Source organism: Burkholderia sp. BCC1996 (genome assembly GCF_905339955.1).
Classification (GTDB): Bacteria; Pseudomonadota; Gammaproteobacteria; order Burkholderiales; family Burkholderiaceae; genus Burkholderia.
In genome coordinates this window covers 1-17,359 of sequence record NZ_CAJPHM010000032.1, presented here as the reverse complement: position 1 = coordinate 17,359, position 17,359 = coordinate 1, and the positions used below count along the sequence as shown (strand labels likewise).

The window sequence follows — 17,359 nt, the reverse complement described above, 5'->3', positions numbered from 1 at the left end:
ACGCTCGAGCGGCATCGCGTGTTCGTGCACTGAAGAAATCCTGTGGGCAGCGTCATGGTAAGCATTGATTTGAACTGCGATCTCGGTGAGAGCTTCGGCGCCTGGCGGATGGGCGACGATGCGGCGATGCTCGACATCGTGACGAGCGCGAATGTTGCCTGCGGTTTTCATGCCGGCGATCCGGCGGGGATCTATACCGTGCTGCATGAAGCGGCACGGCGCGGTGTCGCCGTCGGCGCGCACGTCGGGTATCGCGATCTGGTGGGCTTCGGGCGTCGCAACATGCAGCCATCCCATGCAGAACTGATGGGCGACGTGATCTACCAGATTGGTGCGCTGCAGGGGCTTGCAAAGGCCGCGGGCACGTCGATTCGCTACGTGAAGCCTCATGGCGCGCTGTACAACACGATCGCGCACGATACCTACCAGGCGGTGGCCGTCATCGACGCGATTCTGGCGATCGATCCGACGCTCGTGCTCATGGTGCTCGCCGGCGCGCCGGTTGTGAATCAGGCGCGTGAAGCCGGCCTTGCCGTCGTCGGCGAGGCATTTGCCGACCGCGCGTACAACGTGGATGGAAGCCTCGTGAATCGCCGCGCGGACGGGGCTGTCATTCACGATCCGGACGTCGTTGCGCGTCGCATGCTGCGGTTCGTGCAGGAGGGTGTCGTGCCCGCGATCGACGGCACGGACATCACGATCGACGCACAGTCAATCTGCATCCACGGAGACAACCCGTCGGCCGTTGCAACTGCTCGCGTGCTGCAAACGCAACTCGCCGCGCGCGGCGTCACGCTTCGTCCGTTTGCCGGGGTGTGCAGGGGAGAGAACCGTGGCTGAGCAGATGCGCATCCTTTCGGCCGGCTCTGCCGGCATGCTGGTCGAGCTCGATAGTCTCGAAACGACGCTGGCGCTTCTCGACCGGCTGCTCGCGAGCGAAGTGGACGGCGTCGACGAAGTCGTTCCGGGCGCGCGCACCGTGCTGGTTCGCTTCGACCCGGCTGTCATCGATCGCGCGGCGCTGATCGAGCGGCTCGGGCAGCTGGACGTGTCCGTTCGTCGGGAGCGCGGCGGGAGTATGTTCGATATCCCGGTTTCCTACGACGGAGAGGATCTGGGCGAGGTTGCCGAACTGCTGGGATGGTCCGTGGCCGAGCTGGTCCAGCGACATCTGGATGCGGTCCACTCGGTCGCGTTTACCGGATTTGCACCGGGGTTCGCGTATATGACCACCGACGATCCGGGATTCGACGTTCCCCGACGCAAGACGCCTCGCGTACGCATCCCGGCAGGCTCGGTCGCGATCGCCGGGAAATTCAGCGGGATCTATCCGTCGGATAGCCCCGGAGGATGGCAGCTTCTCGGCACGACGCAGGTGCCCATGTGGGACGTGACGCGTCCGCGTGCGGCTTTGCTCGCACCCGGCGATCGGGTTCGTTTCCGCGATGCGGGCAAAGGTTCGGCCGTTCCGGTATCGGGGTGGCCGACGCCAGTGCCGGTGCTCCAGGTTTCGGGCACCGGCATTCTGGTGACGCGTGCGGACCGCCCTGTGCTGTATCAGGACCTCGGGCGGCCCCGACAGGCTGACCAGGGTGTCTCCGTGTGCGGCGCCGTCGACAGCGCCGCGCTGCGACTCGCGAATGCCTGTGTTGGCAATCCGGACAGTCGCGCCGCGCTCGAAGTGATGTTCGGCGGCCTTTCGCTGGTGCCCGATCGCCCGGTGACCCTCGCAGTGACGGGGGCGCCGTGCCCGATTTCGATTCGCGACGCGAATGGCCGCGTGACGGTGATCCCTCACTCGCGTCCTTTTGCCGTCGATGCGGGCGAGGAAGTCACGCTCGATATGCCCGGCCGCGGCATGCGGAGCTACGTCGCATTGCGCGGCGGGTTCGTCGTCGAGCGCACGCTGGGGTCTGCGTCGACCGATACGCTTTCGAGGATCGGCCCGGCGCCGATCGTTCGCGGCGATGTCCTGGTCCCGGCCGACGAAGCCGCTACGTTCGTCGAGCCAGAGCTGCCGGCCGCGCGGCCGCTTCCGCGCGAAGGCGACGTAGTCGATGTCGACGTCGTCCCGGGGCCGCGCACCGACTGGTTCACCGACGAAGGCATTGCACGGTTCCTGTCGCAGGAATGGCGCGTCACGCCCGAGTCGAGCCGCGTTGGCATGCGACTGTCGGGCGACCTGGCGCTGGCGCGGCGCGACGACGCGGAGCTACCGTCGGAAGGCACGTTGTTCGGATCGATTCAGGTGCCGCACAGCGGCCAGCCGGTGGTGTTCCTGACCGATCACCCCGTCACCGGCGGGTACCCGGTGATTGCCGTCGTCGCGGCCCATCATCTCGGCATGCTCGGGCAGATTCCGATCGGCGCCCGCATCCGCTTCAACCCGATATCCGCATTCGATCCGCAAGTGAAGGAACTCGTTCGATGAAGAAGCTGCTCATCGCCAATCGCGGCGAAATCGCCATTCGCGTCATTCGCGCTGCGCGCGACTACAACGTGACATCAGTCGCAATCTACTCGGACGCGGACGCCGGTTCGCTGCATGCCGAACTGGCCGACGAAGCGTACGGGCTGGGTGCGGGCCGCCCGGCGGAAACCTATCTCGACATCTTGAAGATTCTGGCGATCGCCCGTCGCGCCGGTGCCGATGCGGTCCACCCGGGCTACGGCTTCCTGTCCGAACGCGCAGAGTTCGCCCAGGCGGTCATCGATGCCGGACTGATCTGGGTCGGCCCGTCGCCGGAGGTCATCACCGCGCTCGGCGACAAGGTGCAGGCCCGGCGTATCGCATCGAAGGTCGGTGCGCCGCTGGTCAGGGGATCCGACGGGCCGTTGCACAGTGCGTCGGACGCGGTGGCCTTCGCGCGGGAAGTGGGCTTGCCGCTGGCGATCAAGGCCGCTTTCGGGGGCGGCGGGCGCGGCATGAAGATCGTCCGACGCATCGAAGACGTCGCGGAGATGTTCGATTCGGCCGTCCGTGAGGCGACGGAGGCGTTCGGCCGGGGCGACTGCTACGCCGAGCAGTTTCTCGACCGTCCGCGCCATATCGAGGCGCAGATCATGGCCGACCATCACGGCAACACCGTCGTGCTCGGCACGCGCGACTGTTCGCTGCAGCGCCGAAACCAGAAGCTCGTGGAAGAGGCTCCCGCACCTTTCATCACCGACGAGCAGCGCGCGCGCATTCACGACGCGGCGCGCAGGATATGTGCCGAGGCCGGCTATACGGGGGCGGGCACGGTCGAGTTTCTGCTTTCTCAAGACGGGGTCATCTCGTTTCTCGAGGTGAACACGCGGTTGCAGGTCGAGCATCCGGTGACGGAGGAAACCACGGGTGTCGACATCGTGATCGAACAACTGCGCATCGCGGATGGCCTTCCTGTGTCGATTGCGGCGACGCCGGAGCCCCGCGGTCATGCGATCGAATTCCGTATCAACGCAGAGGATCCGGGCCGCGGCTTCCTTCCGACACCAGGCGCAATCACGCGCTTTCGTCCACCCGCAGGTCTCGGTGTGCGGCTCGACTCCGGTGTCGAATCAGGCTCGCAGATTCCGGGGCTTTACGACTCGCTGATGGCCAAGCTGGTCATTACCGGCGATACGCGTCAACAAGCACTGACTCGCGCCCGTCGCGCGCTCGCCGAATTCGCTATCGAGGGCGTGGCGTCGGTGTTGCCTTTCCATCGGGCGGTGCTTGAGGACAAGCGTTTCACCGGCGAAGATGGCTTCAAGGTTCATACCAACTGGATCGAAACGGAGTTCGGCGGGGTCGAGCCGTCCGGACGCGTTGCGCCGGCAGAGGGGGCGCTGCTGAAAAGCTTCATCGAGATCGACGGAAAGCGTCACACGATCGGTCTGCCCGCGTCGCTGTTTGCGAACGTCGGCGCCCCGCGAGTATTCGACGATGCGGTGAAGGCGGAAACGGGCGTCGACATCGTGACGGCATCGGTTCCCGGAACGCTGCAGAAATGGCTGGTAGAAGAGGGGGCGACGGTGGCCGAGGGCGATGCCGTCGCCATCATGGAAGCGATGAAGATGGAGATGCGGGTCGTAGCACCGAAAGGCGGGCGGATCCGGATCCATGGGCTAGCCGGACGTCCGGTCTCGGCGGGCGAAAAGATCGCGGTTATCGAGTAAGGAGCGAAAAAGGCATTGAATCGAGCTTGAGTTGTCGAAATGTAGAAGATGTACGCCATGTGATTCGGAATACTGAGTGACTGGCGAAAGATCAGATTGATGTCGGAAGCGTCAAGGAATCGGCTGAGTGCGTCACGAGTACGACAGCCTTATTGGAGGAAAACCGTGAAAAAACTGAATGTCGCTCTGGTGGGCACTGGCTTCATGGGCAAGGCCCACTCCATCGCTACTGCCGTGGTGCCGATCCTGTTCGGCTCGCCGGTGGAAATCGAGCGCAAGGTCGTGGTCGACATCGACGACGAACTCGCACGCAATGCAGCTGCGCAATACGGGTTCGCCGAGCATGCGACGGACTGGCGCGAAGTCGTGTCTCGCCCGGATATCGACATCGTCGACATCTGCACACCGAACGACACGCACGCGGCGATCGCGATCGCCGCCGCGAAGGCGGGCAAGCACGTGATGTGCGAGAAGCCGATGGCCATGACGGTAGCCGATGCGGAAGCCATGCATGCAGCCGCGAAGGAAACGGGCGTGGTCACGATGATCTCGTACAACTATCGCCACACGCCGGCGCTGCAGATGGCCAAGCGCCTGATCGACGAAGGACGTATCGGCGAGATCCTGACGTTCCGCGGTTACTACCTGCAGGACTGGGGCGCGGATCCGAGCACGCCGCTGTCGTGGCGTTTCAACAAGGAGAAGGCCGGCTCGGGCACGCTCGGCGATATCGGCACGCACGTCATCGACGCGGCGCGACTGCTCGTCGGCGAGTTCGAATCCGTGAACTCGATCGTCAAGACTTTCATCACCGAGCGGCCGCTGCCGGCCGGGCGCTTCTTCGGCCCGGCAGGTCAGGCGTCGTCGGAAAAGGGCAAGGTCGACGTCGACGACATGGCCATGACGATGATCAAGTTCAGCAACGGCGTGTGCGGGACGATCGAAGTGACGCGCAATGCGTGGGGACACCACAACCAGCTCGGCTTCGAAATCCACGGTACCCGCGGCTCGATTGCGTTCGATTATCAGCGGCTGAACGAACTGCGTGTAGCGTTCGCGGACGATCCTGCGGACGCGTTCGGCTTCCGCACGATCTACTCGGGCCCGCATCAACCGTTCGGCGACAAGCTGTGGCCGGTTGCAGGGATGGGCCAGGGCTACATCGATATCAAGTCGATCGAGTGGTACAACTTCCTGCAGGCCATCGCCGGGAACAAACCCGCCGCACCGAACTTCGAGGATGGTGTCCAGATCGAGCGCATCGCAGACGCGATCCTCGTGTCGGGGCAAAGCGGCGTGTGGGAACACATCCAGCAGCCGGTTCGCGGATAACACGGCCGCCGCCTGAGGTCGTGCGGAGACGGTGAGCTTCCTCGGTGAGTGGCAAATCGATGGCGCGGCTCGTCGGCAACGGATTCGACGAGCGCCTCCTCGTTTGCCGCCAACGTTCAAGCATCACCGTCATCACCGTTGCCGGCGGCAAGCGGCGATGGATCCGGATGCAGCCGCCCCGTCGGCCGTATTCGAACGATAGCGTGTCAATAGATCGGAGGCAGAAGATGACCTTGGCAATCGGGGTGATCGGTGTCGGCGTAATGGGATCGGAGCACGTGCGCATTTTGCGTGAAGAGACGTCGGGTGCGGAGCTGGTCGCGGTCTGCGATGCGGACGAAGGGCGCGCGCGTACGGTGGCAGGCGGCGCGCGAGTCTATACGGACCCGCTGGCGCTGCTTCGCTCGGAGCATGTAGACGCCGTTCTCGTTGCAGCACCGGACCCGCTGCACGGCAACCTCGTACTGCAGTGTATCGAGGCCGACAAGCCGGTCTTGTGCGAGAAGCCGCTGGCCGGTACGGCAGCGGAGGCCCTCAAGGTCGTCGACGCGGAAATCGCGAAGGGCCGAAGGCTGGTCCAGGTCGGTTACATGCGTCGTTTCGACCCGCCGTACATGGAGATGAAACGTGCCGTTGGAGACGGCGAGATCGGTGCACCGGTGGTCGTGCACAACGTCCATCGCAATCCCGTCGCGCCGGACTGGTTCAACGGTCCAATGTCCATCACCAATGCGTTCGTTCACGAAATCGATGCAACCCGCTGGCTGATCGATTCCGAGCCTGTCGCCGCGCGTGTCTACAACGCTGGAAACGGCGATCCGCTGGTCGTCGTGATGGAAATGGCCGGAGACGTGATCGTGTCGTCGGAGGTGTTCATGAATTGCCAGTATGGCTATCACGTGCACGTGCAGGTCGTCGGGCGAACGGGAACGATCGAGACCGCTCCGCCCGGATTCGTCGGCAGAAGCGTCGGCGGCTACGGCATGACAGCCTATGCAGGCAACTGGATCGACCGGTTCAGGCCAGCCTATGTGAAGCAGCTCAACGAGTGGGTCCGTTCGATCGGAACCGGCACGTCTAGTGGTGGCGCACATGCCTGGGATGGCTATGTCACGACGTCCGTCGCGGAGCAGATCGTCGCGGGGATGGGCCGCGGAACGTCAGTGACGTTCGCGACCGAGCGTTACCGTCCGACGATGTACGCATAGTCGTACCGATCCACGGAAATGAAGCGGTTTATGCGACTCGGGAGGAAAAATGATCAGAATCGGTATTCTCGGATGTGGGCGCATTGGTCAGGTTCATGCACTGGGTGTCAAGCAGATTCCGTCAGCGACGCTGGTCGCGGTTGCAGACGTCGACGAGCGTGCCGCGGGCATCTGCGCCGACCGATTCGGGGCTGACGCACGCACAGCATCGGAAATTCTCGACGGGAAGGACGTCGATGCGGTTGTGATCGCGACACCGTCATCGACGCATTTCGATCTCGTTCACGCGGCAGTGGTCGCGCGAAAGGCCATTTTTTGCGAGAAGCCCATCGACCTGTCGTCGGCTCGGGTAAGAGCATGCATGGAAGCCGTCGAGAATGTGGGGGTGCCTTTCATGACGGCGTTCAATCAGCGGTTCGACCCGCACTTCGGCGAGTTGGCGCGGCGCGTACACGAGGGCGAGATCGGCGAGGTCGAGACGGTCACGATCACATCTCGCGATCCGGCACCGCCGCCGCTGTCGTATCTGAAGACATCCGGTGGCCTCTTTCGCGACATGATGATTCACGATTTTGACCTCGCACGATTCCTGTTGCGGGAAGATCCGGTGCGTGTGTTCGCCACCGGATCGGTGCTGGTCGAGCCGTCCATCGCGGAGGTAGACGACGTGGACACGGCGGCGGTGATCCTGACGACGAAGTCGGGGCGGATCTGCCAGATTTCGAATTCGCGCCGCTCGACCTACGGCTATGACCAGCGAATCGAAGTTCATGGATCGCGCGGCATGCTGCGCGTCAAGAACGTGCACGAGTCTCAGGTTGAGCGTGCCACGCCATCCGGGTTTGCCATGCCGGTAGCGCAGCCGTTCTTTCTCGAGCGCTTCGGTGCCGCCTATCTTGCCGAAATGCGCTACTTCGTCGACACCGTGTCGGCAGGAAAAATGCCGCAACCGGACGCCAGCGACGGCCTGAAGGCCCAGTTGATTGCCGACGCGGCCACGCTTTCGTGGCAGCGCAGGCAGCCGGTGGACATCGCCGGTTGATCGACACGGCCGGCACGGGAAAACCGGCCGGTCGCCATTTCCTACGTATCGGGTGCTCCCATGAAGATCGGTATCGTCGGCCTCGGCAACGTGGCAGAGCTACACGTGACGGCTCTCGCCGAAATGGATCCGCAGTTGTTTTGCGGCGGCTGGAGTCGAACTTACAGCAAGGCGCGGGAATTCGTCGACAGGTTTGGTGGACGTGCATACGAAACCGTTGACGAACTGCTGGGCGACAAGGCGGTCGACGCCGTTGTCGTGTGCACGAATGCCGCGTCGCACTTCGACATGGCCAGGCGTGCGCTACTGGCAGGAAAACACGTACTGATCGAGAAGCCGTTGTGCGAGCAGGCGGCGCAGATTCGCGAGCTTGCGGAGATCGCAAGTTCGCAATCGAGGATCTGCATGCCATCCCACAATTACGTCTATGCGGAGAGCATGCGGCGACTGCACGCCCATGTCGCTTCCGGGAAAATGGGACGGATCGTCAATTTCTGGGCGATCTACAACAAGCGGCATGACGCTTCGATTGGCGCGCGGGATCTCACGATGCGCGAGCTGATGGTGCATCACGCGTACTGCATGCTGTACTTCGTCGGCCGTCCGTCGTCGGTATTCGCGACCGGTTCGAATGTGCACTTCGACGATCCGAATGCCGACGACCAGCTGATGATCACCGCGGAATATCCGGACGGAACGATTGCGAATCTGTGGGGAAGTTTTTCAGCTGACGATCGTAGTCGCGATCCCTGGTCCGTCTATTTCAAGATCATCGGTTCAGACGGAAGCGGTGTCATTCCTTGGGATGTAACAAAGTTCGGCGATGCGAGACTTCCGTTCTGGGATGACGCGACCTACTGGGACAGCTTTCTTCAGGTCGAAAGCTTCTTCGTGAACGAGTGCGTCGCGAAAGGCACGGCTCCGTTGTCGACGCTCGACGACGCATATGACGCGGCCGCCGTTCTGGAAGCGGCACGCCGGTCTCTGCGCGAGCGGAGCGTTGTGCCGGTCATCTACGGCTCTTGAGCCACACAGAGGCGCAAACATGATCAGATACGCTGTTGTAGGCGCGGGATGGATAGCGCAAGAGGCGTTCATGCCGGCCGTTGCCCAGACCGGAAATTCGACGATCGGTGCGTTGGTCTCCGGAAATCCTGACAGGGCGCGGAAGCTCGCGAAATTCCATGGCGTCGAAACAATTGCCGATTACGACGACTACGAGCGGATGCTGAACAGCGATGTCGTCGACGCGGTCTATATCGCGGTACCCAACCCGCTTCACGCCGATTATGCGATTCGCGCGGCGCGTGCCGGCAAGCACGTATTGGTCGAGAAGCCGATGGCGACCAGCGTCGCGGACGCCGAGGCGATGATTGCGGCAGCCACCGACGCCGGCGTGTTATTGAGCACCTGCTATCGCTTGCATCACGAGGCAGGAACGATCGCGGCACTGGAAGCGATTCGGGAAGGCCGCATTGGCGATCCGAAGTACTTCAGCGGGGTGTTCGGCTTTCAGTCTGCGGCGGGCAACCACAGGCTGGACAGCAAGAATTGGGGTGGCCCGCTTCAAGACATCGGGATTTACTGCGTCAACGCCGCGCGGCACGTCTTTTCCGATGAACCAGTCGATGCGTCGGCGATCTCGACGCGCCGTTCTGGAGATCCGCGATTCGCACACATCGACGACGCCATTGCGGTCACGTTGCGCTTCCCTCGCGATCGAATTGCACAGTTCTATTGCAGCTTCGGCACGGCGCCGATCGATATGTACAGGGTGCTCGGGACCGAAGGGGACCTGACCATGGAGCCCGGTTTCAGGTTCGAAACACCGACCCGAATGGTACTGAACACGAAGGATGCTTCGGAGACGATGCATTTCCGGCACTGCGATCACTTCGGCGGGTTGATTCAGCAGTTTTCCGAATGCATTCAGAAACGCAGCAAGCCTGCGTCGAGTGTCGAAGAGGGCCTGGCTGACCTGAGGGCCTTGTTGGCGATCGAGGCGTCTGCTCGCACGGGAACGGTGGTATCCATCGAACCGACGCGTTTTAGTCGCCGGAACCTGACGCTCGATGATGTGCGCGCCGTACCGAGAACGGAGAAGCGGCTGCTGCTGTAGGCGTTCAAGTCGGGAGAACTTGCGCGACATGCTGCCCGAGGCTCGCTCGGCGAGCCTCGAATTCCTGTCGCGGATGCAGATCCGTGGCGCGAGACTTAGTTGTAGCCGAGGATCGATACCGACCGGAGATCGGGCCGATCGGGAACATTCGCTGCGATGGAAGACATCGGTTCACGCAGAAGGGCGGTGTACGGGGAGACGTTTCGCTGGTCCGTGGCGGATACGTTTCGATGGTTCGTGCGGGTTACCGGGGCAGCGTTGTGAAGGGCGGTGCCGAGAACTTTCCGTGGCGTCATGGGGCGAGGGTCCAGATATATCCGTCGTTTCGAGATTCGCGGTTTGCCGAATGGCTTTCGCACTCTACGTCGTAAAGAAGGAATGCGAACAAATAATAGGATCGGAAATGATCTTGAGCCAACGAGAAATTCCGCACACGGCTGTCAACATTTTCCTGACAAGCAGAGACGAACGTATCGATGTCCAACGCCAATGCGCCGTCTTCGCCGTGTTGACTCGAGAAGATCGACGGGCGCAGGCAGGTGTTCTATGGCGTATGACGGGACGGAAACCTGCATCCTCGATGGTGAGGCAATGAATACACGCTTTCTGGAGACGTTCGTGACGCTCGCGCAACAAGGCAGCTTCCGGGCTACGGCGCGTCTTCTCCATACTTCGCCCGCGACGATATCGACACGTATCAAGGCGTTGGAAGACGAGTTGAGGACCGAGCTCGTCGATCGAACGGCGGCGGATTTTCGTCTCACCCTGTCTGGTCAGAGCTTGTTGACGCTGGCAATGAACGTGGTAGACGCGACCCGTGCGCTCAAGAAGGCAGCCGGTCTCGATCTCGCGTTACGCGGACCGATACGTTTCGGCGTGATAGACACGATCGTTCACAGCTGGCTTTCCTTGTATGTGACGCAGTTGAGGGAGCGCGTCCCGGGCTTGGTGGTCGAGCTGACCGTAGATTCGAGCCCGGCACTGAACAAGAAAATCCTGCAGGGCGAGCTCGACATGGCTGTCTGCGCAGAGGTAGTTGGTAGCGACAAGGTCACGTCGAGCGGAATTGCAAGCTATCCGGTTCGATGGATTGTCAGCCGGGAGCTGCTTTCCGGTTCGGACGTGGATCCGGTTCGCCTCGCCCTAACACGGCCGATACTGACATTCGGAAGGGGCACCACGTCGCACCTGGCGGTGGAACGCATCGTCCGAACACTGGCCGGTGGAGCCGGTATCCCGGACGAGGCGATACGCATAACCTGTGCCTCTTCGGTCGCTGCGATCGTGCAATTGGTGCGTGATGGATACGGTGTCGGGGCAGTCCCGCACCTGTTCGTGCATGACGAACTGGAGAACGGGCGAATCGCCGAGCTCGCGCTGGAGCCGCAGCCGCCGTCGATCGACGTGTCGTTGTGCATGCCGATCAATGCATCGCCGGCTGTTGTAGCGGCAGCCGACGCGGCCCGGGACGTGTGCGCCACATACTGCCGAGGAAAACCGGAGACGCAGATCCGGGCCGCGTGACCGATCATCCCGATTGCGGTCGTTCGGGCAGTGGGGGTACCGATTGACTTTCGGAATATCGTCGCCGGCGGGTATATGACTTCCCTAATATGATCCGGTGGCGCGGTGCGGTAGCCTGTCACATTAGGTATCAGATGTTAGTCTGGTGCGAATTTCATGCTATCCGCTCGTGAGGTTTTCGGTTTCGGTGCTGGCGCACCTGTCGGGCCGCCGATTTCGCGCGATCGGCGCTCGCGCTCATCCCTACCGGCAAAGAGAATTGGCGATGTTAGTCGAAGTCAGCAGATTCAGGGAATCCCAGGAGTTCGCTCTTCAGACCGTTAACTTTGCACGGTCGATGCTCAATTGTTCGGCCGCCGTGTTCACATGGCTCGATTCGCACGACCAGCTATTGCCGCACACCCAGATGGGATGGCCCGAAGAGACCATCAAGGACTATTACACCGTATTCGCCTCGGCCGATCCGCTGAACGTCTATCGTCTGATCAAACAGCGTGCGACCGTAGTGACCCTCAAAGGGGCAAAGCGCGACGACCAGCACTCCAGTTGGTCGGATTACCAGCGGAAGTACGGGCTCGTGGACGAAGTCGGGTTCCTGTTCTGGGCGGGAGATACGCCACTAGCATGCCTCTCCGTCATCAAGAAGCAAGGCGATAGCCCGTTCTCGACTCCCGAACCCTTCGGACAGATGTACGAGTATATGCAGCACAGCTTCTCGATGCTTGCATCCGTCAAGAAGGTCCAGGCAGACCATGCGCTGCGAAACGAGTATTTCCTGACGGAGCGGGAGCTCGCTGTCGCTTCCCTGATGACCGCCGGCCTGTCCAACAAGGATATCGCCGAGACGCTGGGCATCGAGCTTGCCACCGTCAAGTCGCACGTCATTCGAATCCTGGGCAAGCTGGGCATCGAGAGCCGAACCCAGCTTGCGGCATTCTCCGCCGACCTGGGCACACCGACAACGAAATAGTCTGAGTGCACCGGGGCGGTGCGTTTGTCCTCGCCACCGGTTGCTTCAATGGAAATTTTTCTCATCCTTTGGATGGACGAACGGCGTCTTGGCCATACATACAATGGTTTCAAGGCCGCCGGACATCATCCAGACGGTCGTAACGCTCGCATTGGTGCACGCCTGTTGCGTGGCCTGACAGCTCACTTCATCGATCACGATCTTCAACCTTGAGGATGGTGCGCTTTACACATGGCGTGAGCGACGTCCGGATGTCAATTCGCATAACGAATTAACCTCCGATGCGTGACGGATGTTTGCCGAGTGCTGGTTGATTGTGGACCGTATTCGGTCCAGCTCGCGGAATTGATAGAAATTCGTGATCTGCATGCATCGAGAATCACAATTGGACCTCGTCTAATTGGCGCAAGACGATGCATGCACGCGAATCCTGGAAACAGAAAGCGCACGATTCGCCGGCTCAGTGAGCAGCGCACGTGCTGGTCGAAGTGAAGTCAAGGAGACGTTTCAGTGAATGATTATTCCGGGCGCGTGGTTGTCGTAACCGGTGCTGGTTCCGGCATGGGGCGAGCAATGGTTCGCGAGTTCGTTTCGAGAGGGGCGAACGTAGCCGCACTCGACATCAATCTCAAGAATGCCGTTGCCACTGTCGAAGCGTTGGCGAATCCGTCGATGGCGTACGCACATCAAGTGGACGTCAGCGACCCGCGCAGCGTCGAGGCCGCTGTCAAGGCGGTGATCGAGCGTTGGGGGCACATCGATATTCTGTGCAATAACGCCGGCATTCTGGATGGACACGCGACGGCTCACGAGGTGAGCGTCGAAGAGTGGGACCGCGTCATCGCCGTAAACCTCACGGGACCGTTCCTGATGGCCCGAGCGGTCATTCCGCAGATGTTGAAGCAAGGCAAAGGGGCGATCGTGAACACGTCGTCCACCTCGGGCTTCAGTGCTGCGGGCGGCGGGACTGCCTACACGGCGTCCAAACACGGTGTGATCGGTCTGACGCGACAACTCACGTTCGAATACGGCGCGCGCGGCATTCGCGTCAATACGATTTGCCCGGGTGCAACCGCAACCCCGCTGGCGATGTCGGAGCACACGACGGCGAATTCGCCTGATATGGAGGCGGCCCTTCAGAAATTCCCGGCCCGCCGCTGGTGTCAGCCGGAAGAAATTGCCAAGCTCGCCGCGTATCTGGCCGGCGACGATGCCGACTTCGTGCATGGCAGCGAGTACGTGATGGACGGCGGCTGGCTTGCTGCTGCCCGGGATCCCTTCTGAGCGGGCGTTTGGCTACACGCGTGGCGCGGCGCATGCGCCCGCGCCTGCACATGTCGGTGGAACAACAGGAGCTTGTGAATGTTTTCGAATCGTGAATGGCCGGAGACCGGCGTCGAAGGTTTCAAGCGAGGCTTTCAGACGGTTGATGGCGTGCGGATGCATTATGTGAGCGGCGGCAAGGCGGACGGCGACGTGCTGGTTCTGATTTGCGGTTTCCCTCAAAGCTGGTATGCGTGGCGCAAGGTTTTGCCTCTGCTTGGGCATCGGTACCATGTTATTGCCCCGGATCTTCCCGGGCAAGGTGACTCGGATCGTCCCGCAGGTACGCTCGACACGGTCAAGGCAGCCAAGCTCCTTCGTGGTCTGGTCGAGAAACTCGGTGTCGATCGACATGCACTTGTCGTACACGACATCGGCGGATGGGTCGGTTATCCCTATGCGGCGATGAATGGCGACAAGGTCACCGGCCTCGCGATCCTCGACACGGGTATCCCGGGCATCAGTCTTCCGGATACGCTGCCGTGGGCTTCCGACGTTGCGTGGCGGACGTGGCACGTCGCATTTCACAACATCCCGGATCTTCCCGAAGCGCTCTTGGCCGGCCGCGAGCACATCTATCTCGAGTGGTATTTGCAACGGAAGGCTGCGAATCCGCAGGTGTTCTCCCAAGCGGACTTCGAGGAATACCATCGCGTGTTCCTGACGAATGGCCTGAAAGGCGGTCTCGCTTACTACCGTGCTATCTCGGTGTCTGCCGAGCAGAATCGCGAATTGAGCGCGAAGGGCAAGCTCAAAATGCCGGTTCTCGCGGTCCGTGCAGATCAGGGATCAATGCCCGACCTGGTCCCGCAGCTGCAGCAGGTCGCGGCGGACGTTCGCGGCACGATGGTCGCTTCCGGACACTACATCCCGGAAGAGGCGCCCGAGGCGCTTGCAAAGGAACTCGAGAATTTCTTCGGCTAGTACGAGCGGATAAGCAGGTGCCACTTCTGACAATCCAGCCAGCGTCTGGAGAAATCCGTCGCCCAGTTCGAACGGGTATGGAGCGCGCGCCGCATGCTGCCGAGCGATGTCAGCGCGTCGCGGGCGCTGCCATCCGTCCGATGAGAGATTGTTGATCTTGAGATGGGAACGGCAGGCATCGAAGAAATTCGATGGTTCGTTTAATCAGTATTCCTTGTTAAATTAACTTTGGTGATTTGGGGGGGGAATGAACAAGAAAATCATTGCAGTCGCCGCACTGAGCATCGTAGCTTACTCGCAAGCAAAGGCTCAAAGTTCCGTAACGCTCTATGGGATCGTCGACACGGGTGTGGGCTATGTACACAACAGTGGCGGGCAGAGTTCGCAAGTGAGGATGTTGCCCAGCAATCTTTCGGCTTCCCTGTGGGGATTGAAGGGAACGGAGGATCTGGGTGGTGGGCTCTCGGCCATCTTTACAGTAGAGAGCGGCTTTGACGGCACGAACGGTGCGCTTGCGACACCGGGAAAGTTGTTCAGCCGACAAGCGTTCGTGGGCATTTCGAGCCAGTACGGCACCCTGACGCTCGGTCGTCAATACGATCCGCTCACCGATCTCGAACAGCAGTTGACCGCTGATGTCTACAGCGGCTGGTTCGCTACGCCGGGTGATGTCGACAATTACGATTCGAGTGCTCGATTCAACAACGCCGTGAAGTGGGTGAGCCCGTCGTGGGGCGGTGTCTCGGCCGAGGTCATGTATGCGCTCGGTGGCGTCGCTGGATCCACGGGGTCGGGGCAGACGTGGAGCGCGGCAGTTGGCTATCAAAGCACGTCGTTCAGCGTCGGCGGTGGCGTTCTCCACATCGACAACGGCAACGCAACGTTGGGCAATCGCGGCACCTCCTCGTCCGACTCGCTGTTCAATTCGCCGGTAAATGCGGCTTATGCGTCGGCCCGGTCGATCAATATCGCCCGGATCGGTGCCAATTACGTTGCGGGCCCGTTCACGGTGGGCGCGGCGTATGGCTATGCCCAGTATTCGGCCGATTCGGCATCGACGTTCACGGGGTCGGAGAAGTATCACAACGGTTCGGTCTTTGCCCAGTATCAGGTGACACCTGCGTTCCTGCTCATCGCCGGCTACAACTACACGCGCGCACTGGGGGATTCGTCTGCCAAGTACCATCAGGTGAATATCGGGGCCGACTACAGCTTGAGCAAGCGCACCGACGTCTATGCGCTCGCAGGGTATCAGCATGCAAGCGGGCAGAACGGGCAAGGCGCCGCCGAGGCTTCCATCGGGTCGTACGGAATTGCGGCGGGCAAAGGTACTCAGGAAGTTGTAGCCGTCGGCCTGCGGCACAAGTTCTGAAGCAATCTGTATGAGGCGCCGTGGACCGATACGAGGGCGATTCCTTCGTGAGTTCCGTGGCGCTGCGTTGCTCCTTTCCCTGACATGAAGGTATTCGGATTTCTGTATGCCGGCATCAACTCACTCCGATGAGGATTACGCGTCCAGTCCGGTTCCTGAAGATGCAAGGACCGGTTGGAAGGGCATATTCTTCGCTACGTTAGGTATTGCGACCGCGCTTTTCTTTGCTCAGATTGCGTCGATCATTACCGTGAGGTTTGGCGTAGCAGCAGCGCTGATCGGACTGACCTACGGATACTGCGTTTCGACATTCGTCGGTGTGCTGCTCGTTCGTCGATCCATCCAGACAGGGTTTGGCATCAATATCTGGGCCAGAACCGTGCTCGGGTATCGTGGAGCGGGATTGTTCAGCCTGGCTTACGGAGTGGCCTGCCTCACTTACTTCGTCGCAGAAGCCAGCATCATGGGGGCTTCGCTTCAGGCTCTCTTTCCGGAATCTCCTCATGCGTTGATATACATCTGCCTTGTCTTCGTCATGTTGCCGCTCGTGTGGTCGGGCATGAAGGTCCTTGCAAGATTCCAGACGATGAGTCTGGTGCTGTTCGTTGTGTTTGTTGTGTGGGCGATAAGAAACGCGCTTGATGTTCCCGTGGCTGGCGCTCCTCTCCCGGAGATTCGGCTTGCGGCAGACCCCTTCACCAGCCTGCTTGAAGTATTGGGCATCGTTAACGGTCTCGCCTTCATCATTGGTCTCGTGACGGCCGACTATGCAAGATTTGTGCGCAAACGAGAACTCCGAGCAGGGACCGTGTTTGTCGGCGCGTTGTTTCCTGCGTTCTGTTATGGGATCACCGGGATCTTGGGGATCTGGTTCGCTGTCCAGATGCGGGAAAGCAATCCTGGCGTCTATTTCGTTTCGTTGCTGGGTGCGGGGGGAATCATTTTCGCGTGTACGACGCAGCTCAGAATCAATCTCGGGAACATCTACTCAGGCACCGTTGCCTTCGTCAACGCACTCGAGCATCTATTTGGCGTTTCCGTCAGCAGAAGAGTCGTTATCGTTGCTTTCTGCACGGTTGCGGCCACTGTGCTGATTTCAGATGGTACGCACTTCCTCGCGAGTGCCCTGAACTATATTGGTATGTCCATGGCTTGCTTCGTCACGTTGCTTCTCGTCGATCAGGTCTGGGTTGGACGATCCCGAGATGTGCCCGATGTCGTGCCTCAAGTGATCAAGAACTGGCGATGGACGGGATTGAGCTCATGCTTGATCGCAACCCTATGTGGAGTGTGCATCGGTAACGCATCGCTCTTCCCATCGTTGTACCAGTGGGCGACACCAGTGTCGGTGCTTGTTCAGGTGATCCTCTTTGTTGGTATCGAATCGTACTGCAATCGACGAAAG

15 protein-coding genes are annotated in these 17,359 nt (G+C 60.9%); 14 read left to right on the top strand and 1 reads right to left on the bottom strand.

What is annotated here, in order from left to right; all coding sequences use genetic code 11:
• Nucleotides 1-54 precede the first annotated feature (54 nt).
• The 10 genes from U4Z64_RS32100 (at nt 55) to U4Z64_RS32055 (ending at nt 12,335) form a co-directional block, all read left to right on the top strand.
• Entirely contained in the window at nt 55-840 is a 786-nt protein-coding gene (locus U4Z64_RS32100) for a LamB/YcsF family protein (RefSeq protein ID WP_077178928.1), read from the top strand.
• A complete protein-coding gene (locus U4Z64_RS32095) occupies nt 833-2,431 on the top strand; it encodes an urea amidolyase family protein (protein ID WP_321822071.1) in 1,599 nt (532 codons plus the stop codon). The genes U4Z64_RS32100 and U4Z64_RS32095 overlap by 8 nt, the downstream gene beginning before the upstream one ends.
• Nucleotides 2,428-4,140, top strand: coding sequence for an acetyl/propionyl/methylcrotonyl-CoA carboxylase subunit alpha (locus tag U4Z64_RS32090; RefSeq protein WP_321822070.1), 1,713 nt, complete (start codon nt 2,428-2,430; stop codon nt 4,138-4,140). Before U4Z64_RS32095 ends, U4Z64_RS32090 begins: the two co-directional genes overlap by 4 nt.
• Nucleotides 4,141-4,305: 165 nt before the next feature.
• Complete coding sequence (locus U4Z64_RS32085) at nt 4,306-5,472, top strand: Gfo/Idh/MocA family protein (protein ID WP_062885829.1); 1,167 nt, start codon at nt 4,306-4,308, stop codon at nt 5,470-5,472.
• Between the two features lie 59 nt (nt 5,473-5,531).
• Complete coding sequence (locus U4Z64_RS32080; RefSeq protein ID WP_321822069.1) at nt 5,532-6,680, top strand: Gfo/Idh/MocA family oxidoreductase; 1,149 nt, start codon at nt 5,532-5,534, stop codon at nt 6,678-6,680.
• Nucleotides 6,681-6,729: 49 nt separating this feature from the next.
• Nucleotides 6,730-7,722, top strand: a complete 993-nt coding sequence (gene iolG, locus U4Z64_RS32075; protein WP_321822068.1) for an inositol 2-dehydrogenase — start codon at nt 6,730-6,732, stop codon at nt 7,720-7,722.
• Nucleotides 7,723-7,782: 60 nt separating this feature from the next.
• Nucleotides 7,783-8,748: a Gfo/Idh/MocA family oxidoreductase gene (locus U4Z64_RS32070; RefSeq protein ID WP_321822067.1), complete on the top strand. Its 966-nt coding sequence runs from the start codon at nt 7,783-7,785 to the stop codon at nt 8,746-8,748.
• Between the two features lie 19 nt (nt 8,749-8,767).
• A complete protein-coding gene (locus tag U4Z64_RS32065; RefSeq protein ID WP_321822066.1) occupies nt 8,768-9,841 on the top strand; it encodes a Gfo/Idh/MocA family oxidoreductase in 1,074 nt (357 codons plus the stop codon).
• 591 nt (nt 9,842-10,432) lie between these two features.
• Nucleotides 10,433-11,365, top strand: coding sequence for a LysR family transcriptional regulator (locus tag U4Z64_RS32060; protein ID WP_321822065.1), 933 nt, complete (start codon nt 10,433-10,435; stop codon nt 11,363-11,365).
• Between the two features lie 265 nt (nt 11,366-11,630).
• A complete protein-coding gene (locus tag U4Z64_RS32055; RefSeq protein WP_321822064.1) occupies nt 11,631-12,335 on the top strand; it encodes a response regulator transcription factor in 705 nt (234 codons plus the stop codon).
• 45 nt (nt 12,336-12,380) lie between these two features.
• Here the strand turns inward: U4Z64_RS32055 and U4Z64_RS32050 are convergent, their stop codons facing one another.
• Complete coding sequence (locus U4Z64_RS32050) at nt 12,381-12,542, bottom strand: hypothetical protein (protein ID WP_321822063.1); 162 nt, start codon at nt 12,540-12,542, stop codon at nt 12,381-12,383.
• 303 nt (nt 12,543-12,845) lie between these two features.
• Here U4Z64_RS32050 and U4Z64_RS32045 point away from each other — a divergent pair, with 303 nt between their 5' ends.
• The 4 genes from U4Z64_RS32045 to U4Z64_RS32030 all read left to right on the top strand — a co-directional run.
• Nucleotides 12,846-13,619, top strand: coding sequence for an SDR family NAD(P)-dependent oxidoreductase (locus U4Z64_RS32045; RefSeq protein ID WP_125333425.1), 774 nt, complete (start codon nt 12,846-12,848; stop codon nt 13,617-13,619).
• 78 nt (nt 13,620-13,697) lie between these two features.
• Nucleotides 13,698-14,582 (top strand): alpha/beta fold hydrolase, encoded by an 885-nt coding sequence (locus U4Z64_RS32040; protein WP_257251479.1) that lies wholly within the window; start codon nt 13,698-13,700, stop codon nt 14,580-14,582.
• Nucleotides 14,583-14,829: 247 nt separating this feature from the next.
• Nucleotides 14,830-15,954: a porin gene (locus U4Z64_RS32035; protein WP_062885823.1), complete on the top strand. Its 1,125-nt coding sequence runs from the start codon at nt 14,830-14,832 to the stop codon at nt 15,952-15,954.
• Nucleotides 15,955-16,060: 106 nt separating this feature from the next.
• A partial coding sequence (locus U4Z64_RS32030) for a hypothetical protein (protein WP_321822062.1) occupies nt 16,061-17,359 on the top strand: 1,299 nt, incomplete at its 3' end.

Excerpts from the sequence above, each read along its gene's own strand:
- U4Z64_RS32065 (WP_321822066.1), top strand. The coding sequence starts at position 8,768 with ATGATCAGATACGCTGTTGTAGGCGCGGGATGGATAGCGCAAGAGGCG.
- U4Z64_RS32070 (WP_321822067.1), top strand. The coding sequence starts at position 7,783 with ATGAAGATCGGTATCGTCGGCCTCGGCAACGTGGCAGAGCTACACGTG.
- U4Z64_RS32060 (WP_321822065.1), top strand. The coding sequence starts at position 10,433 with ATGAATACACGCTTTCTGGAGACGTTCGTGACGCTCGCGCAACAAGGC.
- U4Z64_RS32080 (WP_321822069.1), top strand. The coding sequence starts at position 5,532 with ATGGCGCGGCTCGTCGGCAACGGATTCGACGAGCGCCTCCTCGTTTGC.
- U4Z64_RS32035 (WP_062885823.1), top strand. The coding sequence starts at position 14,830 with ATGAACAAGAAAATCATTGCAGTCGCCGCACTGAGCATCGTAGCTTAC.
- U4Z64_RS32090 (WP_321822070.1), top strand. The coding sequence starts at position 2,428 with ATGAAGAAGCTGCTCATCGCCAATCGCGGCGAAATCGCCATTCGCGTC.
- U4Z64_RS32040 (WP_257251479.1), top strand. The coding sequence starts at position 13,698 with ATGTTTTCGAATCGTGAATGGCCGGAGACCGGCGTCGAAGGTTTCAAG.
- U4Z64_RS32100 (WP_077178928.1), top strand. The coding sequence starts at position 55 with ATGGTAAGCATTGATTTGAACTGCGATCTCGGTGAGAGCTTCGGCGCC.
- U4Z64_RS32055 (WP_321822064.1), top strand. The coding sequence starts at position 11,631 with ATGTTAGTCGAAGTCAGCAGATTCAGGGAATCCCAGGAGTTCGCTCTT.
- iolG (WP_321822068.1), top strand. The coding sequence starts at position 6,730 with ATGATCAGAATCGGTATTCTCGGATGTGGGCGCATTGGTCAGGTTCAT.